26 protein-coding genes and 1 pseudogene are annotated in these 25,978 nt (G+C 74.0%); 12 read left to right on the top strand and 15 right to left on the bottom strand.

Annotated features, from left to right (window positions below; genetic code table 11):
• Window positions 1-157: 157 nt before the first annotated feature.
• Together HGB44_RS09185 and HGB44_RS09180 are read left to right on the top strand one after the other, a co-directional pair.
• Window positions 158-1,111, top strand: a complete 954-nt coding sequence (locus HGB44_RS09185) for an NAD-dependent epimerase/dehydratase family protein (protein ID WP_061081936.1) — start codon at window positions 158-160, stop codon at window positions 1,109-1,111.
• Window positions 1,112-1,178: 67 nt separating this feature from the next.
• A complete protein-coding gene (locus tag HGB44_RS09180; protein ID WP_061081935.1) occupies window positions 1,179-2,210 on the top strand; it encodes a LacI family DNA-binding transcriptional regulator in 1,032 nt (343 codons plus the stop codon).
• Between the two features lie 229 nt (window positions 2,211-2,439).
• Here the strand turns inward: HGB44_RS09180 and HGB44_RS09175 are convergent, their stop codons facing one another.
• Window positions 2,440-2,853 (bottom strand): DUF6069 family protein, encoded by a 414-nt coding sequence (locus HGB44_RS09175; protein ID WP_061081934.1) that lies wholly within the window; start codon window positions 2,851-2,853, stop codon window positions 2,440-2,442.
• Between the two features lie 129 nt (window positions 2,854-2,982).
• Here HGB44_RS09175 and HGB44_RS09170 point away from each other — a divergent pair.
• Window positions 2,983-3,294, top strand: a pseudogene (locus HGB44_RS09170) (response regulator transcription factor); the annotation flags it as partial.
• Window positions 3,295-3,402: 108 nt separating this feature from the next.
• Here HGB44_RS09170 and HGB44_RS09165 read toward each other — a convergent pair.
• Window positions 3,403-4,110 carry a hypothetical protein gene (locus HGB44_RS09165; RefSeq protein WP_210751393.1) on the bottom strand — a complete coding sequence of 236 codons (708 nt, stop codon included), beginning with the start codon at window positions 4,108-4,110 and terminating at the stop codon, window positions 3,403-3,405.
• Window positions 4,111-4,147: 37 nt separating this feature from the next.
• On the opposite strand from HGB44_RS09165, the gene HGB44_RS09160 reads away from it, so the two are divergent.
• A complete protein-coding gene (locus tag HGB44_RS09160; RefSeq protein ID WP_061081933.1) occupies window positions 4,148-4,774 on the top strand; it encodes a TetR/AcrR family transcriptional regulator in 627 nt (208 codons plus the stop codon).
• Window positions 4,775-4,815: 41 nt separating this feature from the next.
• Here HGB44_RS09160 and HGB44_RS09155 read toward each other — a convergent pair whose 3' ends face one another.
• The 8 genes from HGB44_RS09155 to HGB44_RS09120 form a co-directional block, all read right to left on the bottom strand.
• A complete protein-coding gene (locus tag HGB44_RS09155) occupies window positions 4,816-5,193 on the bottom strand; it encodes a DUF2784 domain-containing protein (RefSeq protein ID WP_061081932.1) in 378 nt (125 codons plus the stop codon).
• Between the two features lie 137 nt (window positions 5,194-5,330).
• A complete protein-coding gene (locus HGB44_RS09150; RefSeq protein WP_061081931.1) occupies window positions 5,331-6,419 on the bottom strand; it encodes a mandelate racemase/muconate lactonizing enzyme family protein in 1,089 nt (362 codons plus the stop codon).
• Window positions 6,420-6,421: 2 nt separating this feature from the next.
• Entirely contained in the window at window positions 6,422-7,327 is a 906-nt protein-coding gene (locus tag HGB44_RS09145; RefSeq protein WP_061081930.1) for a 5-dehydro-4-deoxyglucarate dehydratase, read from the bottom strand.
• Window positions 7,328-7,380: 53 nt separating this feature from the next.
• A complete protein-coding gene (locus HGB44_RS09140) occupies window positions 7,381-8,340 on the bottom strand; it encodes a sugar phosphate isomerase/epimerase family protein (RefSeq protein ID WP_061081929.1) in 960 nt (319 codons plus the stop codon).
• Entirely contained in the window at window positions 8,337-9,497 is a 1,161-nt protein-coding gene (locus HGB44_RS09135) for a dihydrodipicolinate synthase family protein (RefSeq protein WP_061081928.1), read from the bottom strand. Before HGB44_RS09135 ends, HGB44_RS09140 begins: the two co-directional genes overlap by 4 nt.
• Entirely contained in the window at window positions 9,494-10,648 is a 1,155-nt protein-coding gene (locus HGB44_RS09130) for a Gfo/Idh/MocA family protein (RefSeq protein ID WP_061081927.1), read from the bottom strand. Before HGB44_RS09130 ends, HGB44_RS09135 begins: the two co-directional genes overlap by 4 nt.
• 287 nt (window positions 10,649-10,935) lie before the next feature.
• Window positions 10,936-12,111 (bottom strand): MFS transporter, encoded by a 1,176-nt coding sequence (locus tag HGB44_RS09125; protein ID WP_061081926.1) that lies wholly within the window; start codon window positions 12,109-12,111, stop codon window positions 10,936-10,938.
• Window positions 12,108-12,488 (bottom strand): ArsR/SmtB family transcription factor, encoded by a 381-nt coding sequence (locus tag HGB44_RS09120; RefSeq protein ID WP_082768490.1) that lies wholly within the window; start codon window positions 12,486-12,488, stop codon window positions 12,108-12,110. The genes HGB44_RS09125 and HGB44_RS09120 overlap by 4 nt, the downstream gene beginning before the upstream one ends.
• Before the next feature lie 176 nt (window positions 12,489-12,664).
• Between HGB44_RS09120 and HGB44_RS09115 the strand changes: the two genes are divergently transcribed.
• From HGB44_RS09115 to HGB44_RS09100, 4 genes are all read left to right on the top strand, one after another.
• A complete protein-coding gene (locus HGB44_RS09115) occupies window positions 12,665-13,669 on the top strand; it encodes a DUF2804 domain-containing protein (protein ID WP_061081946.1) in 1,005 nt (334 codons plus the stop codon).
• A gap of 69 nt (window positions 13,670-13,738) precedes the next feature.
• Window positions 13,739-14,767 (top strand): pirin family protein, encoded by a 1,029-nt coding sequence (locus HGB44_RS09110; RefSeq protein WP_061081924.1) that lies wholly within the window; start codon window positions 13,739-13,741, stop codon window positions 14,765-14,767.
• A gap of 306 nt (window positions 14,768-15,073) precedes the next feature.
• Window positions 15,074-16,624: a sodium-dependent transporter gene (locus tag HGB44_RS09105; protein WP_061081923.1), complete on the top strand. Its 1,551-nt coding sequence runs from the start codon at window positions 15,074-15,076 to the stop codon at window positions 16,622-16,624.
• Window positions 16,624-16,737, top strand: coding sequence for a methionine/alanine import family NSS transporter small subunit (locus tag HGB44_RS09100; protein ID WP_082768487.1), 114 nt, complete (start codon window positions 16,624-16,626; stop codon window positions 16,735-16,737). The genes HGB44_RS09105 and HGB44_RS09100 overlap by 1 nt, the downstream gene beginning before the upstream one ends.
• Before the next feature lie 85 nt (window positions 16,738-16,822).
• Here HGB44_RS09100 and HGB44_RS09095 read toward each other — a convergent pair whose 3' ends face one another.
• Window positions 16,823-17,368, bottom strand: a complete 546-nt coding sequence (locus HGB44_RS09095) for a type 1 glutamine amidotransferase domain-containing protein (RefSeq protein ID WP_061081922.1) — start codon at window positions 17,366-17,368, stop codon at window positions 16,823-16,825.
• Between the two features lie 116 nt (window positions 17,369-17,484).
• On the bottom strand, window positions 17,485-18,381 hold the full coding sequence (locus HGB44_RS09090) for a DMT family transporter (protein WP_061081921.1): 897 nt from the start codon (window positions 18,379-18,381) through the stop codon (window positions 17,485-17,487).
• Here HGB44_RS09090 and HGB44_RS09085 point away from each other — a divergent pair.
• Window positions 18,380-19,831, top strand: a complete 1,452-nt coding sequence (locus tag HGB44_RS09085) for an aminotransferase-like domain-containing protein (RefSeq protein WP_061081920.1) — start codon at window positions 18,380-18,382, stop codon at window positions 19,829-19,831. The genes HGB44_RS09090 and HGB44_RS09085 overlap by 2 nt on opposite strands.
• Before the next feature lie 90 nt (window positions 19,832-19,921).
• On the opposite strand, the gene HGB44_RS09080 is transcribed toward HGB44_RS09085, so the two are convergent.
• Complete coding sequence (locus tag HGB44_RS09080; protein WP_061081945.1) at window positions 19,922-20,626, bottom strand: hypothetical protein; 705 nt, start codon at window positions 20,624-20,626, stop codon at window positions 19,922-19,924.
• Between the two features lie 181 nt (window positions 20,627-20,807).
• Window positions 20,808-22,190, bottom strand: coding sequence for an FAD-binding oxidoreductase (locus HGB44_RS09075; protein WP_061081919.1), 1,383 nt, complete (start codon window positions 22,188-22,190; stop codon window positions 20,808-20,810).
• 214 nt (window positions 22,191-22,404) lie between these two features.
• Between HGB44_RS09075 and HGB44_RS09070 the strand changes: the two genes are divergently transcribed.
• Both HGB44_RS09070 and HGB44_RS09065 read left to right on the top strand, forming a co-directional pair.
• On the top strand, window positions 22,405-23,157 hold the full coding sequence (locus HGB44_RS09070) for an SDR family oxidoreductase (RefSeq protein ID WP_061081918.1): 753 nt from the start codon (window positions 22,405-22,407) through the stop codon (window positions 23,155-23,157).
• A gap of 58 nt (window positions 23,158-23,215) precedes the next feature.
• Entirely contained in the window at window positions 23,216-23,641 is a 426-nt protein-coding gene (locus HGB44_RS09065; protein ID WP_061081917.1) for a hypothetical protein, read from the top strand.
• Window positions 23,642-23,703: 62 nt separating this feature from the next.
• Here the strand turns inward: HGB44_RS09065 and HGB44_RS09060 are convergent, their stop codons facing one another.
• On the bottom strand, window positions 23,704-25,014 hold the full coding sequence (locus HGB44_RS09060) for an FAD-binding oxidoreductase (protein ID WP_061081916.1): 1,311 nt from the start codon (window positions 25,012-25,014) through the stop codon (window positions 23,704-23,706).
• A gap of 95 nt (window positions 25,015-25,109) precedes the next feature.
• Between HGB44_RS09060 and HGB44_RS09055 the strand changes: the two genes are divergently transcribed.
• Window positions 25,110-25,973: a sigma-70 family RNA polymerase sigma factor gene (locus HGB44_RS09055; RefSeq protein WP_061081915.1), complete on the top strand. Its 864-nt coding sequence runs from the start codon at window positions 25,110-25,112 to the stop codon at window positions 25,971-25,973.
• The last annotated feature ends 5 nt before the right edge of the window (window positions 25,974-25,978 follow it).

The following is a 25,978-nucleotide window of genomic DNA, read 5'->3' as shown; positions in this document are numbered from 1 at the left end:
TGCGGGGTCGGCCCGGGCGCGACGGGCGCAGCGCGAAGCAGGCGGGCCTGGGCCCCGATATCAACGTCAGGTCCGCCGTGCGGGACGGCACCAGTGCCCCGCACGGCCTGTGGACGACTCCCCCGAGCACGGGGGCGAGGAAAGGAAGACAACACCCATGCGCGTTCTCGTCACCGGCGGTTCCGGGCGGCTCGGCCGCAGCGTCGTGGCCACCCTGGCCGCACGCGGACACCAGGTGACCTCCGTGGACACCGCCGCGGCCGACCTGCCCGAGGGCGTCGACGCGGTCACCGCCGACCTGCTGGACCCGGCCGCGCTGGAGGCGGCCTTCACCCGGGCCCGCCCCGAGGCCGTCGTCCACCTGGCCGGGATCGCCGTGCCCTTCGCCCGCCCCGACGTGGAGACCCTCCAGGTCAACACCGGCCTGGCCTGGGCGGTGCTCTCCGCCGCCGTCGCCCACGGCGCCCACTCGGCGGTGGCCGCCTCCAGCCCCACCGTCTACGGGTACAACACCCCCTCCTGGGCGCCCCGCTACCTGCCGCTGGACGAGGCCCACCCGGTCACGCCCTGGCACGCCTACGGGCTGAGCAAGGCGATCATCGAGGACACCGTGCGCGCCCTGGCGCGCACCTCCGCCACCTGCGTCCTGTCCTGCGTGCGCCCCGGTTACGTCGTGGCCCCCGAGGAGTGGGAGGGCGCGCCCACCCAGCTGGGACACACCATGGCCGAGCGGCTGGCCGACCCCGCCCTGGCCGCCACCTCCCTGTTCAACTACGTCGACGCCCGCGACGCCGCCGAGCTGTTCGCGCTGGTCGTCGAGAACCCGGCCAAGGTCAGCGGCGGCCAGGTGTTCAACGCCATGGCCCCCGACCCGCTGTCCGAGGTCCCGGTCGACGCCCTGCTGCCCCTGCACCACCCCGGAACCGCCCCTGCGGCCCCGGCCCTGGCCGACGGCCGCGCGGTCTTCTCCTCCCAGGCGGCCCGCACCGCGCTGGGCTGGGCCCCCTCCCGGACCTGGCGCACGCAGCTGCGCGCCGGGGAGGGCCGGTCAGCCGCCTCTCCGGACGGGTCCGGGGCCGGTGGTACCGGTGCGACGTCCGAGCATCCATGAGCTGGTCGAGGGCTCCGCTAGGGTAGGAAAGAGTTTTCCCATGGGCCGAGGCAGGAGAGGGAGCGGCGTGGAGTCCGGTTACGTGACACTGGAACAGGTCGCCGAGCACGCCGGGGTGTCCCTGGCCACGGCGTCCAGGGTGATCAACGGCAGCACACGCCAGGTCAGCCAGCGCCTGCGTGACAAGGTGACCGCCAGCGCGCGCGAGCTCGGCTACCTGGCCAACGCCTCGGCCCAGACCCTGGCCCGCAACAGCAGCGCCCTGGTCGGCCTGCTCGTCCACGACATCTCCGACCCCTACTTCTCCTCGATCGCGGCCGGGGTCACCCGCCACACCGAGGAGCAGGGGCTGGTCCTGGTGCTGGGCACCACCAACCGCTCCGCGCAGAAGGAGGGCCGCATCCTGGCCACGCTGCGCGCGCACCGGGCCCGCGCGGTGGTGCTGGTCGGTTCGCGCTCCACCGACGAGGAGAGCAACCGGCGCCTGTCCGAGGAGATCCGCATGTTCCGCCGCCAGGGCGGGCGGGTGGCGTGCGTGTCCCAGGAGGGCCTGCCCGCGGACACGGTCACCCCCGACAACCACACCGGGGCCTCCGACCTGGCCCGCCGCCTCATCGCCCAGGGGCACCGGGAGTTCGCCATCCTGGCCGGGCCCACCGACCTCCAGACCGCCCGCGAACGCCTGGACGGGTTCCACTCCGCGCTCTCGGGCGCGGGGCTGGAGCTGGCCCACCACAACGTGGTGCACGGCGCCTTCACCCGCGACGGCGGCTACGAGTCCACCCGCCGCCTGATGGCGGTGGGCACCGACGCCACCTGCCTGTTCGCCGTCAACGACGTCATGGCCACGGGCGCGATGGCCGCGCTGCGCGACCTGGGCCTGCGGGTGCCCACCGACCTGTCGGTGGCCGGGTTCGACGACATCCCCACCCTGCGCGACCTCACCCCCGCCCTGACCACGGTGCGCCTGCCGCTGGAGGAGATGGGCGAACGCGCCGCGGTGCTCGCCCTGGACAGCGAGCCCAGCGCCCAGCCCCGCGTGGTCACGGTGCGCGGCGAGGTCGTCGAGCGCGAGAGCACCGCGCCGCCCACCCGCTGAGCCCCGCGGTCGGCGCCGGGCGGCTGCGGTGCCCAGCACCTTGCCGAACACCCGAGGTCGACCGCCGCGCTCCCCGGGTGCGCGGTGCCCCTCAAGAGGGCTGGTGGCGGGCCCAGAACAGAAGGTGAAGCTCCGCCCCGGCCGGTGTCTCACGCCGTTTCGGCCCCGGTGGCGGGCTCAGCGCGGAAGGGGCGCGCCATGAACGAGTCCCGGGAGCGGAGCTGCGGGCTCAGGTGCGGGCCGAGCGGCCCAGGCCCAGGATCAGCACCACCCCGACCAGGACGTGCATCCCCTCCAGCACCAGCACGACCACCGGCGCGGCGCCGCTGGTGAGCGGCCCGGCCAGGGAGAGCACGAGCACGACGCAGGCGGTGACCGTCCACGCCCGCCGGGGCCGCCGCGCCGTGCGCTCCAGCACCGCGAGCAGTCCCCAGGCCGCCGCGGCGCTGATCAGGCCCGCGAAGGCCACGGACCCCGGCCCCACCGGCCGGGCCTGCCCACCGGGAAAAGCGGTCAGGTCCACGCCCGTCAGCGGCACGGCCAGGGCCCACAGGGCCAGCGGAGCGAGCACCGCGGCGGCAGCGGTGAGCAGCCGCCTCGGACCGGTGGAGGCGGTGCGGGTGGTGGATGCGGCGGTGGCCATGGGCTTTCCCAACGTCGTCGTCTTCCGGGGCCGCACCGGTGCGGTGTCGGCCCTCGAACGTCCCGCGCCCCACACTCCCCGGCGCGACACGGCCGCCGCATCGGCCCCGGGGCGGTCACGGGACCGACCGTGGACGCGGTCCTGCGGGTGGCCGAGGGCGAGCCCATCCTGTCCGCGAGCATCACCCTGCGCCTGATGGACCGCACCGCCGTCCAGGCCGGGTCCCATGAGCGGGCACACGCGGCGCTGTCCCGGCTCAGTCCTCGCGAGCACGAGGTGGCCCTGGCCGTGGCCCGGGGCCGCACGAACGCGGAGATCGCCGCGCGGCTGTACATGAGCGTGGCCACGGTCAAGGCCCACGTCTCCAACGTCCTGGCCAAGCTCGACCTGGACAACCGCACCCAGATCGCGCTGCTGGCCCACGACGCCGGGCTGGCCTGAACCGGGTCCTCACTCCAGCGGCAGGCCCTCCAGGGTCGAAGCCCCCGACCTCCATGTCCACGGCGTCCGGGCCCCGGGGAGAACCTGGACTCCGTCGTCCCCGCGGGGTCACACGGCGGCCGGTGCCCTCAGGGAGGGCAGGCGCACCAGGACCACGCCGTAGGCGCAGACCCACACGACCCACAGCAGCCAGCCGACGAGGCCGATCAGGCCGAGGGGGTTGCCGTGCTCGATGACCAGGGGCGCCAGGACGGAGGAGGCGAGCATCAGCGCGGCGGAGACCAGTCCCAGCGCGGCGTGCCACGGGCGGATCAGGCCGCCGCGCCTCCCGGCGACGGACAGGCCGAGCAGGGCGAGGGCCAGGAAGGTGCCGTTGAGGGTGAAGAAACCCTCGTGCACCGCCCAGACGGCGGCGGTCACCGCGGGCTCGTCCAGGGGCATCGACGCCAGGGCCAGCCGCAGCGCGACGATCCCGGCGAAGGTGGTGTTCTGTAGGACCAGCCCCGCGAAGCCGACCAGGGCCCACGCCTCACCCCGCTCGCGCTCGGAGCGCCACGTCGCGGCGACCGCACCCGCGCCGAACAGCGTGGCCAGGACCCAGGCCAGGGGCGTCAGGGCCGAGGAGAGGTCGGCGACGCCGCCCTGCTCCCCGAAGAACGCGGTGACCTCCGCGGTCCCGGCTCCGGTGGTGGGCAATCCTGCCGGGACCGCGATCGCGTTGGCCGCGACGATGGCGGCGGCGAAGCCGAGGGCTGCCAGGCCGCACACTCGGAAGAAGGACAGGGGCGTCGCCCCGGATTTGGTTTTACGCGTCATATATTCAATATAACCACCGAAAGGCAGGAGGGCGGTCATGTCGACAGAAACGGGCCAGCGCCGTTACGACTCCCTGCGCCGCACCGCGCAGGCACAGCAGACACGGGCCGAGATCGCCGACGCCGCACGGCGGCTCTTCGTCTCCCGGGGATGGGCGGCCACGACCGTGCGCGACGTGGCGCGCGAGGCGGGCGTCTCCGTGCCGACGGTCTACTCCGCCTACGGCAACAAGACCGGCCTGGCACTGGCCCTGGCCGACTCGACCTCCCTGTCCGCGGACATCCCCCGGATGGTCGGGGAGCTGGAGGCCGCCGGGTCCGACCCCCGGCGCCAGCTCGCGGCGATGGCCTCCTACGACAGGCGGCTCTACGAGCACGCGGGCGACGTCATCACCCTGGTACGCGAGGCGGGCCGCGCCGAACCCGAACTGGCCAGGACCTACCGCGAGGGCCGCGAGCGCGCCGACCAGACCCGGACGCAGGTGTTCTCCTCCTGGCCCGCCGGACTCCTGCGGGACGGACTGGACACGGCGTCGGCCGTGGACGTCTACGCCGCCCTGTGCAACATCGACGTCTACACCACGCTCACCGTCGAGCGCGGCTGGGAGCCCGCCCGGGTCGAGCGGTGGTGGTGCCAGGCGCTGGCGCGCGAACTCCTGGCCTGAGCCTCCGGCAGTGGGGACGGCTCCGGTCGGGCCCTGCCGCCTCACACCCCGGCCCGCTCCGCCGCACGGCGGCGCAGGACCAGCCATCCCGCGCCCGCCCAGGTCAGCGCCACGATCCCGGCCATGACCAGGCGCGAGGTGAGCAGGTGCTCGGGCGGATAGAGGTTTCCGGTCAGGTAGAAGTCGATGAAGCCGTTCTCCATCACCGCCCGTCCGGTGCGCGCCCGCGACCAGTTCTCGATCTCGGTCAGGAAGCACGGCCAGTCGACGATGACGATGCCCAGCGCGTAGGCGGCCACCGCCAGGTGCACCCAGAACATCCGGGGCCAGCGCCAGGACAGCACACCGCCGAACACGACGAAGGCGAGGAAACCGAAGTGCAGGGCCGCCGCGGCGTGGCCCACGAGGAGGGAGGTCATGCCCCGAACCTAGGACCGGGCCGCCCCGCACACATCGGTACGCGCACCCGGCCCCGCTGAGTACCCGTACTCATGACGGGGCCGGGACGCCACCGCCACGGGGCGTCCCGGCCCCTTTTCCCGGTCGCGACCCGGTGCTAGGGGGAAGCGTCCGCGACCGGTGTGAGCGTGTCGGCGAACACCAGGCCGTGGCCGCGGCCGGTGTCGGCGCGCACCCGGCCCCGGTCGAACTCCACCCCGCTGGGGCGGGCCAACGCGCCCAGCGCGGCGAAGGAGGCCCGGTCGATGTCCTCGACCATGGCCACCCGGGGCAGGCACAGCGCCAGCTGCCCCGACAGCTCGGGCAACAGGTGCGGAGCCACCGGCACGCCGCGGCGCGCCATCGACTCCGCGATCCGCAGGAACGGGGTGATGCCGCCCACCCGGACCACGTTGGGCTGGGCGACGTCGCACACCCCCAGTTCCACGGCCCGTTCGAACTCGGCGACCGTGCGCAGGTTCTCACCCACCGCGAACGGCACCCGCGTGCGCTCGCGCAGGCGGGCGTGCGCCTCCAGGTCCTCGGCCGGGAGGGGCTCCTCCACGAAGTGCGGACCGAACCCCTCCAGGGCGTCCAGCGCCCGGACCGCTCCGGGCACGTCCCAGCGCTGGTTGGCGTCCACCATCAGCAGCCGGTCCGGGCCCAGCACCTCGCGCACCGCTCCCACCCGCTCGGCGTCCCGGGCAGGGTCGGGCGAGCCGACCTTGATCTTGGCGGCGACGTGCCCGGCCTCCACCCAGCCGCGCACCTGCTCCACCAGGTCGGGCAGGGAGTAGTCCAGGTTCACCCCGCTGCCGTAGGTCGGCGCCGACTCCCTGCGCCGACCCACCAGGTCCACCAGGCTCGACTCCGCCGCGCGGGCGCGCAGGTCCCACAGGGCGATGTCCACCCCCGCCAGCGCCATCAGGGTGAGCCCGCTGGTACCCGCCTCGCGCAGGTGCCAGCGCAGCTCGTCCCACCGGGCCGGATGGGCCTCGGCGCCCACCAGCGCGGGCCGCAGGTCGTCGTTGACCAGCGCGGCCACCGCCCGGGCCCCGATCAGCGGGGTCCACGCGAACCCCGTGCCGACCAGCCCGGAGTCGGTGGCCACCCGCACCACCACGACGTCGTTGCGGTCCACGCCCCCGTCCCAGGGCCGGTGCAGCGGCAGCCGGAAGGCCCGGGCGCCCACCTCGGTGACGCGCACGCTCAGCCCTCCTTGACCAGGGACAGGCCGGTCTCGATCAGCTCGGCCAGCGCGGACTCCTCCTCGGCGGTGGGTTCGGTGAACGGCGCGCGCACCCCGCCCATGTCCACCCCGCGCAGCCGCGCGCCCGCCTTGACCAGCGACACCGCGTACCCCGGCGTCCGGTCGCGCAGCCGCACCAGAGGCTCGAAGAACTCGCGCATCAGGGTGTCGGCCAGCGGGTCGCCGGCGTGGAAGGCGCGGTAGAACGCGTCGGCCACCTCGGGCACGAACGCGAACGCCGCCGAGGAGTACAGCGGCACGCCCACAGACCGGTAGGCCGCCACGGTCAGCTCCGCCGTGGGCAGGCCGTTGAAGAAGGTGAACTCCTCGCCGCGCAGGGCGCGCACCGCCATCACGATCTGGTGCATCCGCCCCAGGTCGCCCACCCCGTCCTTGATCCCCACCACCTGGGGGATCGCGGCCAGCTCCGCCGCGCTCTGGGGGGTGAACACCATCGATCCGCGCTGGTAGACCACCACCGGGATGTCGGAGGCCGCGACCACGGTGCGCACGTAGTCCACCAGCCCCGACTGCGGCGCGCCCACCAGGTAGGGCGGCAGCAGCAGGATCGCGTCCGCGCCCAGTTCGCGGGCCGCGCGGGCCTGCTCGATGGCGGTGCCCACGCTGCCGCCCGCACCGGCCACCACCGGCACGCGGCCCGCGGTGACCTCCACCGACCGCCGCACCACCGCGGCGTGCTCGGCGGCCGACAGGGCGTGCACCTCACCGGTGCCGCAGGCCGCGAACACCCCGCCCGCGCCGTGCTCCACGCCCGAGGCGACGTGCTCGGCCAGCACGTCCTCGTTCACTTCTCCTTCGGAGTCGAAGGGGGTCAGGGGAAAGAACAGGATTCCTTCGAAGTTCATGCTTGCTCCTTGAGCTCGGGGGGACCGGGGGCGCCCACGCGCCCCCGGGGGCCTCACAGGACGTGCTGGACGTGGCGCCGGGCCAGGGTGGCGATGACGTCGTCGCCGTCGGCCGACCAGATCCGCTCGTTGAAGATCTCCACCTCGATGTCGCCGTCGTAGCCCGCCGCGTCCACCGCGCGGCGCAGGGCGCGCACGTCGGCGTGGCCGTCGCCGACCATGCCGCGCCCCAACAGGGCGTCGGCGGGGATCGGCAGCTCCCAGTCACAGGCCTGGAAGGAGGCGATGCGCCCGCCCGCCCCGGCGCGGGCGATCTGCTCCCACACCTGGGGGTCCCACCACACGTGGTAGGCGTCCACCACCACGCCGACGGCGGCCGCGTCGAAGCGTTCGGCCAGGTCCAGGGCCTGGCCCAGTGTGGAGAGCACGGCGCGGTCGGCACAGAACATCGGGTGCAGGGGCTCCAGCGCGAGCCGGACCCCGCGCTCCAGGGCGTAGGGCGCCAGCTCGGCGATGCCGTCCGCGACCCGCTCGCGGATCCCGACCAGGTCGCGGTCTCCGTCGGGCATGCCGCCCACGACCATGACCAGGCAGGGTGCGCCCAGTTCGGCGGCCTCGTCGACGGCGCGCCGGTTGTCCTCCAGTGCCGCGGCCCGGTCCGGGGCGGTGAGGAACCCGCCCCGGCAGTGCGAGGACACGCGCAGCCCCGACCGGCGCAGCAGACCAGCCGCCTTGGCCAGGCCCATCTCGGCGACCGGTTCGCGCCAGGTCCCGATGGCGGGCAGCCCGGCGCGCAGGCAGCCGTCCACGGCCTGGGTCAGGTTCCAGTACTTGACGGTGGCCTGGTTGAGGGAGAGCCGTGCCAGGCGCGGGTCGCCCGGTTCGGGGGTGGGCACCGCGGCGGGCAGCCCGGAGGGCACGTCCACCGCGCCGGGCACGACCGCCGGAACGGTCGCCGCGGCCGGGGCTGTCTGCGGAAGGTGCGCCGGGGCGCCCTCGGGAACCGTGCTCACTGCTCCACTCCTGACACCTGGAGGAGCGCCCGCATGCGTGCCGCGGCCAGGTCCGGGTCGGTCAGGGCCCCGGCGGCGTCGGCCAGGCGCACGGCCTGGGCCAGGTGGGGCAGGTCGCGGGCGCTGTGCAGCCCGCCCACCATGTGGAAGCCCTTCTGGTGGCCGTTGAGCCAGGCCAGGAAGGCGACCCCGGTCTTGTAGTAGAAGGTGGGCTCGGCGAACAGGTGCCGGGCCAGCGGGACCGTGGGGTCCATCAGGGCCCGGTACCGTTCGGTGTCGCCCTCGTTCAGGGCGGCCAGCGCGCGTGCGGCGGCCGGGGCGATGGCGGCGAAGATGCCCAGCAGGGCGTCGGAGTGGCCCCGCTCGTCGCCCAGGATCAGGTCCGGGTAGTTGAAGTCGTCGCCGGTGTACAGGCGCACGCCCTCGGGCAGCAGCCGCCGCAGCCGCACCTCCAGCGAGGCGTCGAGCAGGGAGACCTTGATGCCCTCCACCTTGGCGGCGTGCTCGGCGATCAGGGCCGCCACCGGCTCGATCGCCTCGGCCGGGTCGGCGAAGCCCCAGTACCCGGCCAGGGCCGGGTCGAAGGCGGTGCCCAGCCAGTGCAGGATCACCGGCTGGTCGGCCCGGCGCAGCAGGTCGGCGTAGACCTTGGCGTAGTCGTCGGGCCCCGAGGCGACCGCGGCCAGGGCACGCGAGGCCATGAGGATGGGGGTGGCACCGGCGCCCTGGACGACGTCGAGCTGCTCACCGTACGCGGTGATAACGCTTTCCAGATCGGCCTGCGAAAGGTCGAGCTGGTCGGTGCCCACCCCGCAGGCCAGGGCGGCGCCGCGCGCGGCGGCCTCCGCACCCGACCTGCGGATCAGCTCGGCGGTGGCCGCCCAGTCCAGGCCCATGCCGCGCTGGGCGGTGTCCATGGCGTCGGCCACGCCCAGTCCCTGGTCCCACAGGTGGTGGCGGAAGGCCATGGTGGCCTCCCAGTCCAGGCGGGCCGGGGCTCCGGGGGCGTTGGCCGCCAGGGGGTCGGCGACCACGTGGGCCGCCGCGTAGGCCGTGCGCGAGCGGGCGGGGGGAAGGGGGGACGCGTCGACGGGTGTTCCGCCCAGGGTGTAGGGGGCGGAGGTGCCGTCGGCGGCGGGTAGCAGGAGTGTGCTCATGCGAGGGTGACCTCGTCCAGTTCGATCGTGCGTCCGGTGCGCGCCGACTGGAGTCCGGCCTCGGCCATCTGGAGGCCGCGCGCGCCCGAGAGCAGGTCGTGCGGGAAGGGGGTGTCCAGGACCACGTGGCGCAGGAAGTCCTCCCACTGGGCGCGGAATCCGTTGGGGAACTCGGTGTTGTCGGGGACCGGCTCCCACTGCTCCCGGTAGCGCCCCAGGTCCTCCAGGTCGGGGTTCCAGACCGCCTTGGGCGTGGCCGAGCGGTGCTGGGCGCGGCAGGAGCGCAGCCCCGCCACGGCGCTGCCGTGGGTGCCGTCGACCTGGAACTCCACGAGCTCGTCGCGGTCCACGCGCACGTTCCAGGAGGAGTTGATCTGGGCGATGACACCTCCGTCCAGCTCGAAGATGCCGTAGGCGGAGTCGTCGGCCGTGGCCTCGTAGGGCCGGCCCTCCTCGTCCCAGCGGCGCGGGATGTGGGTGGCCACCTTGGCGGTGACCGCGCGCACCGGGCCGAACAGGTGCTCCAGGACGTAGTGCCAGTGCGGGAACATGTCCAGCACCATGCCGCCGCCCTCCTCGGCGCGGTAGTTCCAGCTGGGGCGCTGGGCGGGCTGCCAGTCGCCCTCGAAGACCCAGTAGCCGAACTCGCCGCGCACCGACAGGACCCGGCCGAAGAAGCCGCTCTCGACCAGTCTGCGCAGTTTGAGCAGGCCGGGCAGGAAGAGCTTGTCCTGGACCACGCCGTTGCGCACGCCCGCGTCACGGGCCAGTTTGGCCAGCTCCAGGGCGGCGCTGAGCGTGCTGGCGGTGGGCTTCTCGACGTAGACGTGCTTGCCCGCGGCGATGGCCGCGCGCACGGCGGCCTCGCGGGCGTGTGTGATCTGCGAGTCGAAGTAGACCGTGATGTCGTCGTCGGAGAGCACACCGTCCAGGTCGGTGGACCAGCGCTCGATTCCGTGGCGCTCGGCGATCTCGCGCAGCTTGTGCTCGGAGCGTCCGACCAGGACGGGCTCGGGAATGATCCGGGAGCCGTCGGGCAGGCGTACGCCGCCCGCCTCCCGGATGGCCAGGATGGACCGGGTCAGGTGCTGCCTGTACCCCATGCGTCCGGTGACGCCGTTCATGGCGACACCCAGCACGTGATCACCCATGGGTTGTTACCACCTTTCCGTGTGAAAGCGCTTTCCAGCCTACGGCAAAACCACCCCCGTGCACCAGAGGGGCCCCGGACCTGCCACGACGCGAAGCGTTTCGACACCGGTCCCCGCAGGACGGCCCGGAGGACCCCGGGGGCGCCTGCCCCCGGGGTCCCCGGTGGTTCTCGCGGAAAACCCCACGGCCCGGGCCCCGGGCCCCGTCGGCGGCTCCGGTGACCAGCGGTGCGGGCCTCGCTCCCCGGGCCGGGGGACCGCAGCCCCGGCCCGCGACCGCCGCGGCCTCAGGGCCGGTCGGGGTCCGCCCCGGACCGCGCGGGCGAGCGCACCGCTCCGCCGCGCGTGACGGCCAGGGCGAGCACGAACGCCGCGAACGCGACCCCGGCCGCCCAGCCGGGAAGCGCTCCGGCGGACGTACCCTGCTCCAGCAGCCGACCGCCCAGTGCCGCCCCGGCCGCCGACCCCAGGTACATGGCGGCCATCTGGAAGGCGACGACCGCCATGGCCTGCCGCTGGCGCCCGTGGACGAGCAGGTGCTGGAGAACGGGCACGCTCGCCCACCCCGCGGCTCCCCACAGGGCGACCGCGACGACCCACACGGCGGCCTGGTCAAGGAACGACAGAGCGGCCAGCGCCAGGGTCAGGACCGCCACGACCGCGGGGAACAGCCGCCGGGGCCCCCAGGCGTCCAGGGGCCTGCCGATCAGGGCCGAGGCCGCGACGCCGCCGACGCCCCACACCCACACCAGCGTGAACGCCAACGGGGCCAGGCCGCGCTCGTCCGCCATGGGGACCAGATAGGTGTACAGGCCCAGGCTCGCCAGCCCGAGCAGGAAGGCCGACGCCACTCCCGCGGCGATCGCCGGGGCCCTGAGCAGGCGCAGGTTCTCACCGACCCGGACCACCGCGATGGACGGGTACGGTGCCCGGCGGAGCAGGATCGCGGCCATGCTGACGGCGCCGATCACCACGACCAGGCCCATGGTCCAGCGCCATCCCGCCCACTGTCCGATGAGCATGCCGACCGGTACGCCCGCCACCGTTCCGGTCGACAGACCGAAGGTCACCAGCGCCATGGCGCGTCCGCGCTCGTGGTCGGCGACCATCGCGGCGGCCGTGGCGGTCGCCACCGCGGTCAGGACCCCGGCGCCGAGCCCCGCCACCACGCGCGAGGCCAGGAACACCGCGATGCCGGGAGCCAGAGCGGTGACCAGGTTGCCGAGGTTGAACAGGGCCAGCGCGACGGCCAGGGCGCGCCTGGTGGAACCGGCGACGAGAGGTCCCGACAGCAGCGGCCCGGCGAACGCGTAGGCGCCGGTGAAGGCGGTGACGCCCAGGCCGACGGCGGCCACCGACACCGTGAGCGAGTCCGCGATCCGGGGCAGGACACCGGCCAGCACGTAGGCGTCGATGCCGAGCGAGACGGTGGCGGCCACCAGTGGCCACAGCCGGCGGATCACTGGCCGGTCCCCCGCCGCGAGCCGCCGCCGGGCTCCCCGTCGTGTTCGTCGTCCGACTCGGGCGCGTACCCGGCCAGGACGGTGTTCACCAGGCCGGGGAACCGGGCGTCCAGGTCCTCGGCGCGCAGGCTGATCATGCACTTGCGCCCCTCGGCCCGCACGAAGGCGACGCCGGACTCGCGCAGCAGGCTGGTGTGGTGGGTCAGGGTCGACCTGGGCAGGTCGGGCCCCAGGTCGATGCTGTCCACCTCGCCCTCCCGGGCGAGTTTGCGGACCATCTCCAGACGCAGCGGCTCACTCAGCGCGAACAGCACACGCGGCAGTGAGATCTCCCCGGTCTCGGGGTGAACGTAGGTCCGTACCGCTGCCACTGCCATCGCCTCCATGATCGTTCGACTATTGCCGCACAATAATAGTGCGAAAATTCCCGCACGATCAAGCGGGGTGCTGCTGTCGACGGCAGCGGACAAGACCGCGGCACCCCCGCCGAACCGGCCGGGAACTGACGCCCAGGCCCTTACCAGCGGCTTCCCGCGCCCCTATGCTGCCGGTCATGCCGACACACGAGCGGGAACTCACCGCACCCGTCGACCTGTGCGCCCCCGACGGCCGCCTCGCCCCCCGAGCCGTGGGCTGGTCCCGCACCCCTCTGCACCGCTGCGCGCTGCCCGGCTGGGGCCGCCGCAAGAAGTGGGAGTACTGGTGCGTCGCCACACCCACCCACCTGGTCGCGCTCACCGTCGCCGACGTCGACTACCTCGGCCTGACCAGCGTCTACCTGCTGGAGTACGGCGGACGGGAGGTCAGCCGCACCGCCCTGCGCCCGCTCGCGCACGGCGTCCGCCTCCCCGACAGCCTGGGCTCGGGCCCCAGCGCCGCGCTCGGCCCGGTCCGCGCCCTCATCCAGGAGATCGACGGCGGCACCCGGCTCCGCTTCTCCTGCGACACCCCCGAGGGGCGGCTGCGCGCCGACCTGACCGTCGACCTGCCCGAGGGCCACGAGACCATGAGCGTGGTCATCCCCTGGAGCGCCGACCGCTTCCAGTACACCTCCAAGCACACCGCCCGCCCCGCACGGGGCGAGGTGCGCCTGGGCCGCGACTCCCTCGACTTCGACGGAGCCTGGGGCGTGCTCGACCACGGCCGCGGCCGATGGCCCTACGACACCCGCTGGAACTGGGGTGCGGCCTCGGGCCGCACCGACGGACGCACCCTGGGGCTCCAGTTCGGCGGCCAGTGGACCCGCGGCACCGGCCTGACCGAGAACGCCCTGTGCGTGGACGGACGCCTGACCAAGATCGGCGAGGAACTGGAGTGGGTCTACGACCCCGACAGCCCGGACGAGCCCTGGTGGGTGCGCACCCCCGACTCGGACCGGGTCGACCTGGTGTTCACGCCCTTCCACGAGCGCGCCGACCGCACCGACGCCGGGGTCATCGTCAACGACACCCACCAGCTCTTCGGCCACTACACCGGCACGGTCCGCCCCGACGGGGACGAGCCCGTCTCCGTGGACGGCCTGCTCGGTTTCGCCGAACACGTCCACATGCGGTGGTGACGCGAAACGCCCCCCGGCGCGTCCCCCGAGAGGTACCGGAGCGGGCCCGCCTCGACTAACTTCGGCAGGGTGAGCAACCTGGACACCCATCCCGCCGAGGAGCGCGTCTGCGGCGGAGAGACCGATCCCGCCGTCACCGCGACGCCCGGCGACACCGAACTCCTCGAACCGCGCGAGGTCCCGCTCGGCGGCCCGCGCGCCATGCTGGTCCGCCGCGCCCTGCCCGGCAGGAACCGCCGCATGGTCGGCGCTTGGTGCTTCGCCGACGTCTACGGACCCACCGGCATCGCCGACGGCCCCGGCATGCAGGTGCCGCCGCACCCCCACATCGGCCTGCAGACCGTGAGCTGGCTGGTCCAGGGCTCGGTCCACCACCTGGACGGCCTGGGCTCGGACCAGCTGGTCCGCCCCGGCCAGCTCAACCTCATGACCGCCGGGCACGGCATCGCCCACTCCGAGCGCTCCCCCGCCGACGCCCCGCCGCTGCTGCACGGCGCCCAGCTGTGGGTCGCCCTGCCCGAGGCCGATCGGGAGGGACCGGCCCGCTTCGAGCACCACGCCGACCTGCCCGCCTTCGACCTGCCCGGGACGGACGCGCCGGGGGCCAGGGTCACGGTGATCGCCGGAGAGGTGGACGGCCGCCGCTCCCCCGCCCGCGTGCACACCCCGCTCATGGGCGCCGAGCTCGTGCTGGAACCCGGGGCCCGGGTGCGCCTGCCCCTGGAGGCGTCCTTCGAGCACGGCGTCCTGCCGCTGGACGCGCCCGTGCAGGCCCTCGGCCACCGCGTCGAGGCCGGCGCGCTGCTCTACGCGGGCGAGGGGCGCACGGAGGTGGAGCTGCGGGCCGAGGAGACCGCGCACGTGCTGGTGATCGGCGGCGAGCCCTTCACCGAGGACCTGCTCATGTGGTGGAACTTCGTCGGCCGCGACCACGACGAGATCGTGCGGGCCCGCCTCGCCTGGGAGGGCGAGCGGGAGGGCTCCGGCGAGGGAGGCGTGCGGCGCTTCGCCGCGGTCGCGGCCGACGACGGCGCGGCGCTCCCGGCTCCGGAGCTGCCCAACGCGCGCCTGCGCGCACGCCCGCGCCACCGCGCCTGAGGGCCGGGAACGGTCGGCCGGGGGCGCGCCCCCGGCCGAGGCGAGGCCGGATCCCGCCACCCGCCGGGACGACGCCCGCCCGGTAGCCCCCGGCGGTCACCGCCACGCGCGTACACAAGGGCCCCTGAAGGTTTCCGGTAAGTGCCCCTTGTCGTTTTGACCCGAGGTGCGAGTCTAGACAAAACGAAGCCAAAGGAGCATCGTGGGGCGACACCGCGCACAGGCTGCCCGCCCCGCGATGCTGACCAGGCCAACTCCTGCTACCGTGCGGATCGCGAACTACGGGATGATTTAGGAGACCTGAACATGGTCCAACAGACTCGCGAGCAGTGGGGATCGCGCGCGGGCTTCCTGATGGCGGCGATCGGATCCGCCATCGGTCTGGGCAACATCTGGCGATTCCCCTACATCGCCTACGAGAACGGCGGCGGCGCCTTCATGCTGCCCTACCTCATCGCCCTGCTCACCGCCGGTATTCCGCTGCTGATCCTGGAGTACAGCATCGGGCACCGCTACCGCTCCTCCGCACCGCTGTCCTACCGCCGCATCACCCGGCCCGCCGAGGCCATCGGCTGGTGGCAGGTGGCCATCTGCTTCGTCATCGCGGTCTACTACGCCGTGATCGTGGCCTGGGCCGTCCGATTCGCCTGGTTCTCCATCGGACAGCAGTGGGGCGACGACCCCAACGCGTTCTTCTTCGAGGACTTCCTCCAGATGAGCGAGGGTCCCGGCATGGTCTCGGGCTACGTCGCGGGCGTGGCCTGGCCGCTCATCGGCGTGTGGGCCGTGGTGCTGCTCATCCTGGCGCTGGGCGTGCGCAACGGCATCGAGAAGGCCAACAAGGTCTTCATCCCGCTGCTGGTGGTGCTGTTCCTGGTCCTGGTCGTGCAGGCGCTCACCCTGGACGGGGCCGCGGTCGGCCTGAACGCCCTGTTCACCCCCGACTGGAGCGCGATGCTCGACGGCAGCGTCTGGATCGCCGCCTACGGGCAGATCTTCTTCTCGCTGTCCGTGGGATTCGCCATCATGGTCACCTACGCCTCCTACCTGCGCCGCAAGGCCGACCTGACCGGCTCGGCGATGGTGGCGGGCTTCGCCAACAGCTCCTTCGAGCTGCTCGCGGGCATCGGCGTGTTCGCCGCCCTGGGCTTCATGGCCACCGCGGCGGGCACCGGGGTCGAGGACGTCGCCGCCAACGGCATCGGTCTGGCCTTCGTCGCCTTCCCGCAGATCATCTCGACCCTGCCCATCGGCGGTGCGCTGTTCGGGGTGCTCTTCTTCGGCTCCCTGGTGATCGCTGGCCTGACCTCGCTGGTCAGCATCGTCCAGGTGATCATCTCCGCGGTGCAGGACCGCACCGGACTGGGCCGCGTCCAGACCGTGCTGCTCGTGGGCGGCGCCACCGCGCTGGCCTCGATCCTGCTCTTCCCCACACCCGAGGGCCTGCACTTCCTGGACGTGTTCGACCACTTCATCAACCAGTACGGCATCGCACTGGCCGGACTCGTCATGATCGTGGTCTTCGGCTGGATCGCGCGCAAGCTGCCGATGTTCCAGCAGCACACCAACGCGATCTCCTCCATCCGGCTCGGCCTGTGGTGGAAGGTCGTCCTGGGCGCGGTCACCCCGATCCTGCTCGGCTTCATGATGTGGGACAGCCTGCGCACGGAGCTGACGGAGAACTACGCGGGCTACTCGACCGGGTTCCTGCTGGCCGCCGGATGGGGCCTGGCCATCGGGGCGATCGTCTTCGGGATCGTCGTCTCGCTCTTCCCCTGGAAGCGCGCCGACGCCCTGGCCCGCCAGGACGCCGACACCGCGGCCACGACCGCCGCGACCGATGAAGGGAGCCGCTGATGACCACCAGCGCGATCGTCATGATGGCCGTCTCCATCGTCCTGGTGTGGGGAGGCCTCCTCGCGGCCATCCTCCACCTGCGCCGCCACCCCGAGAAGCCCGAAGAGGGATAGCCGCACCCGACACACGGGGCGGTGGGCGCCCAACCGGCGCCCACCGCCCCGTCGTCGCTTCCGCGCCCCGGGACGCGGAGGCCGCCTACCCGGCGGCGAACTCGCGCACGATGCGCTCGCAGAAGGCGGGCAGGTCGTCCGGGTTGCGGCTGGTGGTGATCCCCTGGTCGGTGACCACCTCCTCCTCCACCACGGTCCCGCCCGCGTTGCGGATGTCGGTGCGCAGGCTGGGGTAGGAGGTCACCCTGCGCCCCCGCACCACGTCGGCCTCCACCAGGATCCACGGCCCGTGGCAGATGGCGGCCACGGGCTTGCCCGCGGCCACGAAGTCGCGCACGAACCCCACCGCGTTCTCGTCCGAGCGCAGGTTGTCCGGGTTGACGGTCCCGCCGGGGACCACCAGGGCGTCGTAGTCGTCCACCCCGACCTCGGAGACCACGCGGTCCACGTCGAAGGTGTCCGCCGGTTCGATGTCGCCGTTCATCGCCTGGATCCGCCCGGACTTGAGCGAGACCAGGTCGACGGTGGCGCCCTCCTCGCTCAGAGCCTTGCGCGGTGTGACGAGTTCGACCTGCTCGACCCCGTCCGCCGCCAGAATCGCGACCCGACGGCCGTTGAGCGTGTCGGCCATGGCTGCCCCCTCAGCTGGACTCTTCCGGCACCCTCCGTGCCGCGTTGGCGCCCCTACCCGCACAGGCCGCACTCTCACACTCCCCGCCGGGGACGCCCGTGCCCCCGCCCCCGTGCTCAGCCGCGCGACCTCTGGGTGACGGCGATGCACACGAGGACGACGACGGCCGTGGCGGGCGCGGCCGGGGACAGCGACTCCCCCACCAGCAGAAACGCCCACACCAGGGTCAGCAGCGGCTGGGCGAGCTGGAGCTGGCTGGCCCGGGCCACACCCATGGCGCCCATCCCCCGATACCAGACCACGAACGCGCCGAACTGCGACACCGCGCCGAGATAGGCCATGCCCACGAGCGCGCGCGGCACGGCGTCCACCGGCTCGGCGGCCAGCGCCCAGAGAGCGGCGGGCACGGTCACCGGCGCGGCGGCGACCAGAGCCCAGGCGATCACCTGCCAACCCGGCAGGTGCGCGGCCAACCGACCGCCCTCGGCGTACCCTGCGGCGCACAGCACCAAGGCTCCCAGCAGGTACAGGTCGGCCAGGCCGGGTGTTCCGCCGCTGCGCACCAGCGCGAACGCGACGACGGCCGCGGCGCCGCACACGGCGGCCACCCAGAACCGGCGGGAGGGGCGCACCGAACCGCGGCGCATGGCGAACACGGCGGTGGTGATCGGCAGCAGTCCGATCACGACCGCGGCGTGGGAGGTGGAGGACACCTGGAGGGCGAGCGTGCTGAGCACCGGGAACGCCGCCACGCAGCCCAGGGAGACGACGGCGATGCCCCGCCAGTGGACGCGGTCGGGCAGCGGGGCGCGGACCGCCGCGAGGCAGCAGCCTGCCAGCACGGCGGCCAGCGCGCACCGGACCACCGCGACGCTCCAGGGCCCGAACCCCTCCAGAGCCCACGCGGTGGACGGAAGGGTGAACGAGAACCCGAGGACGCCGAGCGCGGCGCACAGCGTCGCACCGAGCGCCGCTACTCCGCGCGGCACGATAGCGCTATCTTGTGTCTTCATGAAACAGCGTAGCAGCGTGCGAGATCTCACCAGTTTCCTGCGCAGGGAGGTCAACCGCTACCCTCCAGGGGAGAAGCTGCCGTCGAGTCGAGCACTGGTGGAGCGCTACGGCGTGAGCCCGGTGACCGTGTCGCGGGCCGTCGCGGCGCTGGTCGCCGAGGGCCTGGTGGTCACCCGCCCCGGCGCCGGGGTGTTCCGGGCGGGTGGGGGTGCCTCCGATCGCCCGGTCGGCGACACCTCCTGGCAGGAGGTCGCGCTGAGCGCCGAGACGGCGGCGGCCTCCGGTGAGCCGGCCCCGCGCGCCGTGGACGCCTCCGGAGTGCTGGCCACCCTGACCCCGCCCGCCCTGGGAGTCGTCGTGTTCAACGGCGGTTACCTGCACCCCAGCCTCCAGCCCGAGCACGCCATGGGCGCCGCGCTGGCCCGCGCGGGGCGGCGGCCGGGCGCCTGGGCGCGGCCGCCCGCGGAAGGGGTGGAGGAGCTGCGCGGCTGGTTCGCCCGCCAGATCGGCGGCCCCGTCGGCGCGGCCGACGTGCTGGTCACCGCAGGAGGGCAGAGCGCGCTGACCACCGCGCTGCGCGCCCTGGCTCCCCCGGGGGCTCCCGTGTTGGTGGAGTCGCCCACCTACCCCGGCCTCCTGGCCATCGCCCGGGCTGCGGGCCTGCGCCCCGTCCCCGTTCCGGTCGACACCGAGGGTGTCCGCACCGACCTGCTGGAACAGGCGTTCGCGGCGACCGGCGCGCGGGTGCTGGTGTGCCAGCCGCTCTTCCACAACCCCACCGGAGCGGTCCTGTCTTCCGACCGCCGGAGCGAGGTGGTGCGGATCGCGCGCGCGGCGGGCGCGTTCGTGGTGGAGGACGACTTCGCCCGCCACCTGGCGCACGCCGACGCGGCCGCCCCGCCGCCCCCGCTCGCCACCGAGGACCCCGACGGCACCGTGGTGCACGTGCGGTCCCTGACCAAGGCGACCTCGCCCAGCCTGCGCGTGGGGGCGATCGCCGCGCGGGGACCGGTGACGCGGCGCCTGCGCGCGATCCAGCTGGTCGACAGCTTCTTCGTGGCGCGCCCCCTCCAGGAGGCCGTGCTGGAGCTGGTCGGCTCCCCCGCCTGGGGCCGCCATCTGCGCGCGGTCGCGGAGGGCCTGCGCGAGCGCCGCACGGCCATGGCCGCGGCCCTGGCACGGGAACTGCCGGAACTGGCGGCGCCGCACCTGCCCGCGGGCGGTCATCACCTGTGGCTGCGGCTGCCCGGTGAGACCGACGAGACCGCGCTCGCGTCAGCGGCACTGCGCGCCGGGGTGGCGGTGGCCCCCGGTCAGGCCTACTTCCCGGCGGAGCCGACCGCCCCGCACCTGCGGCTCAGTTACGGCGGCGCGGCCGGAACCGCCGAGATCACCGAGGGGGTGCGCCGCCTGCGCACCGCGTTCGCCGGTACCGAACCCGGAGGGTGAGGGACACCGACGCGCGGTGCCGCTGACGCTCCGGGAGCTGACGGGACCACCGGCGCGGGGGAGCGGCAGGGCGGGGGCGCGTCCAACGCCCTAGCCCAGGGTGTCCTGCGCGCTCTCCCAGACACCGGACGGAACCCGCTCCAACAGGTCGATCGCCGCGTCGGCGCGCTCCCGGACACGACCGGCCTCCAGCGGCCCGCGCTCCCAGGCCAGCAGGTACCGACCGCCGAAGCGGAACGGGCACACACCCTCCCGCGACAGCAGCCACTCCCGCACCGGCTCACCCAGAACGGCCGCCGCGAAGCCGCTGTCACCGGTCACGACGGCGAACCGGTCGTCGAAGGCGGCCTCGTCCGCGTTCCAGGCACGGGCGCCGTCCGTCCCGGGCTGGGGCGCACCGGCGCCGGTGCCCGCCTCCTCCACCTGGAGCAGCGGCACGCCCGCGGGCAGGGCCACCGCCACCACCGCGTACACGTGCGCGACGGTGCGGTGGCGCTGCTGGGGGTGGGGCGCGGCGTAGCCGTACTCGTAGGCCAGGACCCGGCGGCCGCGCACCTCGGCGCACAGCACGTGCCTGGTCCGGGCGTTGGACCGCCGTTCCAGGAAGGGAGCGCCCTCGAACCGGTCGACCAGCTCGGGCCGCTCCCGGTCGTAGCGCCACCCCTCATGTGAGGCCCAGAGGGCCAGGCCACGGGAACGGCGGCGTTCGGCGGCCGACCCCGCGACCGCCGCCGCGACCACGCCGACGACCACCAGGGCCGCGATCACCAGAACCAGGACGGTGGTGGTCTCCATGGGGGTCTCCTCGTGCGCGGTGCTGCTCCTGCCCTCTGAGACGCCGCCCACTCCCCGACCGGTTCCACCGTTCTTCCGGCTGCGCACCGCGTCCGGTCCGCTTCTCCCAGCGGCCAGTCCCCCGGCGCGTTCGGCCCCGCCCGCTCCTCCGGCACACCCGGTCGCGCGCGGGGCCCGCCCGCTACGACGCGGCGAAGACCTTGCCCGGGTTGAAGATGCCCCGGGGGTCCAGGGCGTCCTTGACGGCCCGGTGCATGGCGAGCACGTGAGGCCCCATCTCCCGGGCGGCCCCGCGCATCTTCAGCAGGCCCACGCCGTGCTCGCCGGTGACCGTGCCGCCCAGGGCGATCGCCTCGTCCACGATCACCTCGAAGGCCTCCTGCGCGCGCTTCTTGGCGTCCTCGTCACCGGCCGGGACGATGAACAGGGGGTGCAGGTTGCCGTCCCCCGCGTGCGCGATGTTGCCGATGCGGGTGTCGAAGCGCCTGCCGATCTCCTCGATGCGCTCCAGCATCAGCGGCACCTTCGCCTTGGGCAGGCACATGTCCTCGGTCAACAGCGGGCCGAGCCGTTCCAGCGCCGGGTAGGCCAGACGGCGGGCCTCGAACAGCGCCTCGGCCTCCTCCTCGTCGGTGGAGCGCACCGCGTAGACAGCTCCCTCGGCCCGGAAGCACGCCAGGATGCGGTCGGCCTCCTCCTCGCCCGCCGCTCCGGGCTGGTCGCTGCGCGCCAGCAGCAGCACCTCGCCCTCGGCGGACAGGCCCATGTTCTTCCAGTCGTCCACCGCCTGGAGGCAGAACCGGTCGATCAGCTCCATCGCCGAGGGCACCACCCCGGCGGCCGACACCGCCGCTACGGCCCGCCCGGCCTCCACCAGCGAGTCGAAGTAGCCCACCACGGTGTGCTCGGTACCGGTGCGCAGCGGCCGCATCCGCAGCGTCACCTCGGTGACCATGCCCAGCGTCCCCTCCGAGCCCACCATGAGCCCGCACAGGTCGTAGCCGGTCACGCCCTTGGCGGTGGTCCGGCCCAGCCGCACCACCTCACCCGACCCCACGACCGCCTCCATGCCCAGCACGTAGTCGCGGGTGACGCCGTACTTGACGCAGCACAGGCCGCCCGCGTTGGTGGCCACGTTGCCGCCGATGGTCGACCAGGGAGCGGAGGCCGGGTCCGGCGGGTACCACAGGCCGTCGCGCGCCACCCGCTCGCGCAGGTCGTTGTTGACCACGCCCGGCTGCACGGTGGCGGTCTGCTGTACGGGGTCGACCTCCAGGACCCGGTTCATCCGCTCGAAGGAGACCACGACCCAGCCGTCCACGGCGTTGGCCGCCCCCGACAGCCCCGTCCCCGCGCCGCGCGCGACCACCGGGACGCCCGTTTCCGCGCACACGCCCACCGCGGCCGCCACGTCCTGGGTGTGGCGGGGGCGCACGAGCGCGGCCGGGCGGCCGTGGGGAGCCCACTCCGCCTCGTCGTGGGAGTAGCCCTCGAGGACGGCGGGGTCGGTGACCACCTGCTCCGCGCCGACCGCTGCCGTCAGTCTCCCGGCGATCCCGGACATGGGCACACTCCCTCACCGTTCGCTCGGACGCTCCGCTGCGCCGACGCCGCCAGCACTCTAACCGGACACCGGGCACCAAAGACACCACCGCCCCCTGGTCGGGGCAGCCCGCGGGGCGCCCCGCGGCGGACACGCTCGGGGTAGCGCGCCGGGGACCGCCGCGCCCGGTTGTCCGAGACCTAGCATGGGTTCTCCAGGAAGCGAAGGAGCGCGCATGAAGACAGTCCTCGTCACCGGCGGCACCGGCACCCTGGGACGGCCCGTCGTGGAACGCCTGCGCCGGGCCGGGCACCAGGTGCGCAGCCTGAGCCGCCGCCCCGATCCCGAGGATCCCGCGTCCTTCGCCGTGGACCTGCGCCGGGGCACCGGGCTGGCCGACGCGGTCCGGGGCGTGGACACCGTCGTGCACTGCGCCAGCACGCCCGCCGGCGGCGACATCGAGTCCGCCACCCATCTGATCCGCGCGGTCCGCGAGGCGGGCGTGGCGCACCTGGTCTACGTCTCCATCGTGGGCGTGGACCGGGTTCCGCTGGGCTACTACAGGGTCAAGCACACCGTGGAGGGCGCGCTGGCGGCCTCCGGCCTGGGGTGGACGGTGCTGCGCGCCACCCAGTTCCACGACCTGGTGTTCAGGCTGTGCGCGGGCGCGGCCCGCCTTCCGTTCATGCCCGTCCCCGACGTGGACGTGCAGCCCGTGGATGCCGAGGAGGTCGCCTCCCGCCTGGCCCACCTGGCCGACAACCCTCCGGCCGGACGCGTGGCGGACATGGGCGGCCCGCGCGTGGAGTCCTTCCGCGACCTGGCAGGGGCCTACCAGCGCTGGGCGGGGACGGACCTGCGGACGGTGCCCGTGCGCCTGCCGGGCGCCGTCTTCGCCGCCTACCGCGCCGGGGGCCACCTGGTCCCGGACCGGGCGGTGGGCAAGGTGCCCTTCGCGGAGTTCCTGGACCGGCGACCTCCCGAGTGAACAATCTGTTGAAAACTCAATGTTGACAACCGGGGGTTGTGTCTCCCATGCTGGAGGCATGAGCGAGGAACAGCGCGAGGGGACCTTCACCCCACCCGACCCGCAGAGCGCGCGCCGCCTGCGCACCCACGAGGCGCTGCTGCGCATCACCGAACGGCACGCCACCGGCGAGCAGCGCACGCGCTGGGACGAACTGCGCATGCCCATGGCGCCCCTGGACGCCCTGCGGCGCGTCGCCGACCTGGCCGCGGGCAGCGCCCAGCCCGACCCCGGCGCCCCGCCCGTGGACCAGGACGACCTCACCGCCGCCCTGACCCTGGTGCCCTGGGCGCGCGCCGAGTTCGACCAACTGGAGGCCGGGCTGTTGCAGATGTCCAAGGGACGCGGCATGACCTGGCAGGAGATCGCCTTCGGTCTCGGGCTCGGCTCGGCCCAGGCCGCCCGCCAGCGCCACGAACGCCTCCTCCAGCGCGGCGGAGCCTGAGGCCACCGCTTCCGAGCACGCGGCGGCGGGCCGGTCGGGGTGCCGCCCGGCCCACCGCCGCGTCAGCCGAGCACCGGGTAGTTGGACCGCACCACACCTCGCGGGTCGCGCTCGGCCTTGATCCGCCGCAACCGCTCCAGCGCCTGCGCGGAGAACACGTCGGTGACCGACTCCCCCGGCACCAGTGAGGTCAGCGGCTTGCGACCGCTGACACCCGGACCCAGCGACGCCACCAACCCCTCCAGACGCGCCCGGATCCCCGGCGCCATCCCCGGCGCGAACGGCACTCCCAGCGCGTAGAGGTAGTACCGCTCGTCCATCGGTCCGAACGGGGTGTCGGAGGCGTCGGCGAACGCGCCGCCCAGGTGGCGCACCTGCACCCCCACAAGCGGGGCGATCGGCTCGGCCAGCAGCGCCCCGACTGCCTGCGGCCCCAGGTCGGTCAGCAGCGCGGCGCGCGACAGGCCCGGCGAGGGATCGGTGGGCTCGGCGGTGACCGACCCCAGTTCGCTCAGCGGCAGTACCGCACGGGTGTCACGCAGCGGCCTTCCGGCCGCCTCCAGCGGACGCAGCAGCTCACGCGCCCGCTCCGACCCGCCCAGGAAGGTCGTGTCCACCGACACCGTCGGCTCCCGGCCCGGGACGTGGTGCAGGTTCAGCCACACCGTCAGCTCCCGCCGCGCGTGCGCGGTGACCTCGGTGTAGGCCGCCAGCACCCGCTCCGCCCGATCGGCGGGCCACACCACGCGCCCGCCGTACAGCCGCGGCGCGGGGTGCAGGGCGAACTCCAGGGCGGTGACCACCGCGAAGTCGCCCCCGCCGCCGCGCAGCGCCCAGAACAGGTCGGGATCGGACTCAGCGGTCACCCGAGCACGCTCCCCCCGGGCGTCGACCACCTCCAGGGCGGTGACGCCGTCGGCCGCCCACCCGTGGCGGCGGCCGAACCAGCTCAGACCCCCGCCCAGGGTGTACCCGGCCACACCGACCACCGGGGAGCTGCCCGGCAGACCGGTCAGGCCGTGCACGGCGGCCGCCTCCTGCACGCGCCCCCAGGGCACGCCCGCGCCCACACGGGCCACCCGGCGCTCGGCGTCCACACTCACCTCGTCCAGCGCCCCGGTACGCAGCAGCACCGCGCCCTTGACGTCACCGGAGGCGCCGTGCCCGGTGGGCTGTGCGGCCACCGCCAACCCCTCCCGATGGGCGTGGCGGACCAGGGCGGCCACGTCGTCGGCGTCGGCGGCCTCCACCACCGCCGCCACGGGCTGGTCCACGGACAGGCTCCAGGGACGTCTGGCCAGATCGAATCCCTCCTCGCCGTCGGTGAGCACACGGCCGCGCAGCAGCGAACGCAGTTCGTTCCAGGTGTTCATGGATCTCCTCGCCGAAACCGGTCACATGGGGCCGCATCCAGACGTCAGCCCGATGAGTCGAAACCACGACGGACGCCGACGAAGGAATGTGACCGATGAACACCGACGAAGTGTGGGCCGCGCTTTTCGAGGAGCACCGCGCGCTGCTGCGCTCGATCGCCCACCGGATGCTCGGATCGGCGAGCGAGGCCGAGGACGCGGTGCAGGAGACGTGGCTGCGGCTGAGCCGCTCCGACGCCCGGAGCATCGACAACCTGGCCGGATGGCTGACCACCGTGGTGGGCCGGGTGTGCCTGGACATGCTGCGCTCGCGCGCCTCGCGCCGCGAGGACCCCGTGGGCGAGGACGTGCCCGAGCCCTCCCAGGACGCGGCGCGGACCGACCCCGAACAACAGGTGGTCCTGGCCGACTCGGTGGGGACGGCGCTGCTGGTGGTCCTGGACACCCTCACCCCGGCCGAGCGGCTGGCGTTCGTGCTGCACGACCTGTTCGCGCTGCCCTTCGACCAGATCGCGCCCATCCTGGAGCGCACCCCGGCCGCCGCCCGGCAACTGGCCAGCCGCGCACGGCGCCGGCTGCGCGGCGCGGACGCGGACGGCGTGTCCGATCCGGCCCGGCGGTACCGGGTGGTGGAGGCGTTCCTGGCCGCGGCACGCGGCGGTGACTTCGAGGGTCTGCTGGCGGTACTGGCCCCCGACGTGGTCATCAGCGCTGACGAGTTCGCGGTGATACGGGGCGTGCCCACGGCCACCAGCGGAGCCGAGGCGGTCGCGGGGCAGGCCATCGCCTTCTCGCGCCTGGCCCAGGCATCGCGCGTGGTGTCCGTGGACGGCCTGCCCGGGTTCGTGTCCCTGCGCGAGGGGCAGCCCTACGCGGCGCTGGCGTTCACCGTCGAAGGCGACCGCGTCGTCGGCATCCGCGTGCACGCCGAACCCGAACTGCTGGCCTCACTGGTGTGACGGGG

This window comes from Nocardiopsis alborubida (assembly GCF_012396365.1).
In the GTDB taxonomy this organism is placed as follows: Bacteria; Actinomycetota; Actinomycetes; order Streptosporangiales; family Streptosporangiaceae; genus Nocardiopsis; species Nocardiopsis alborubida.
The sequence above is the reverse complement of the archived record's forward strand: the minus strand, read 5'-3'. Positions and strand labels throughout refer to the sequence as shown.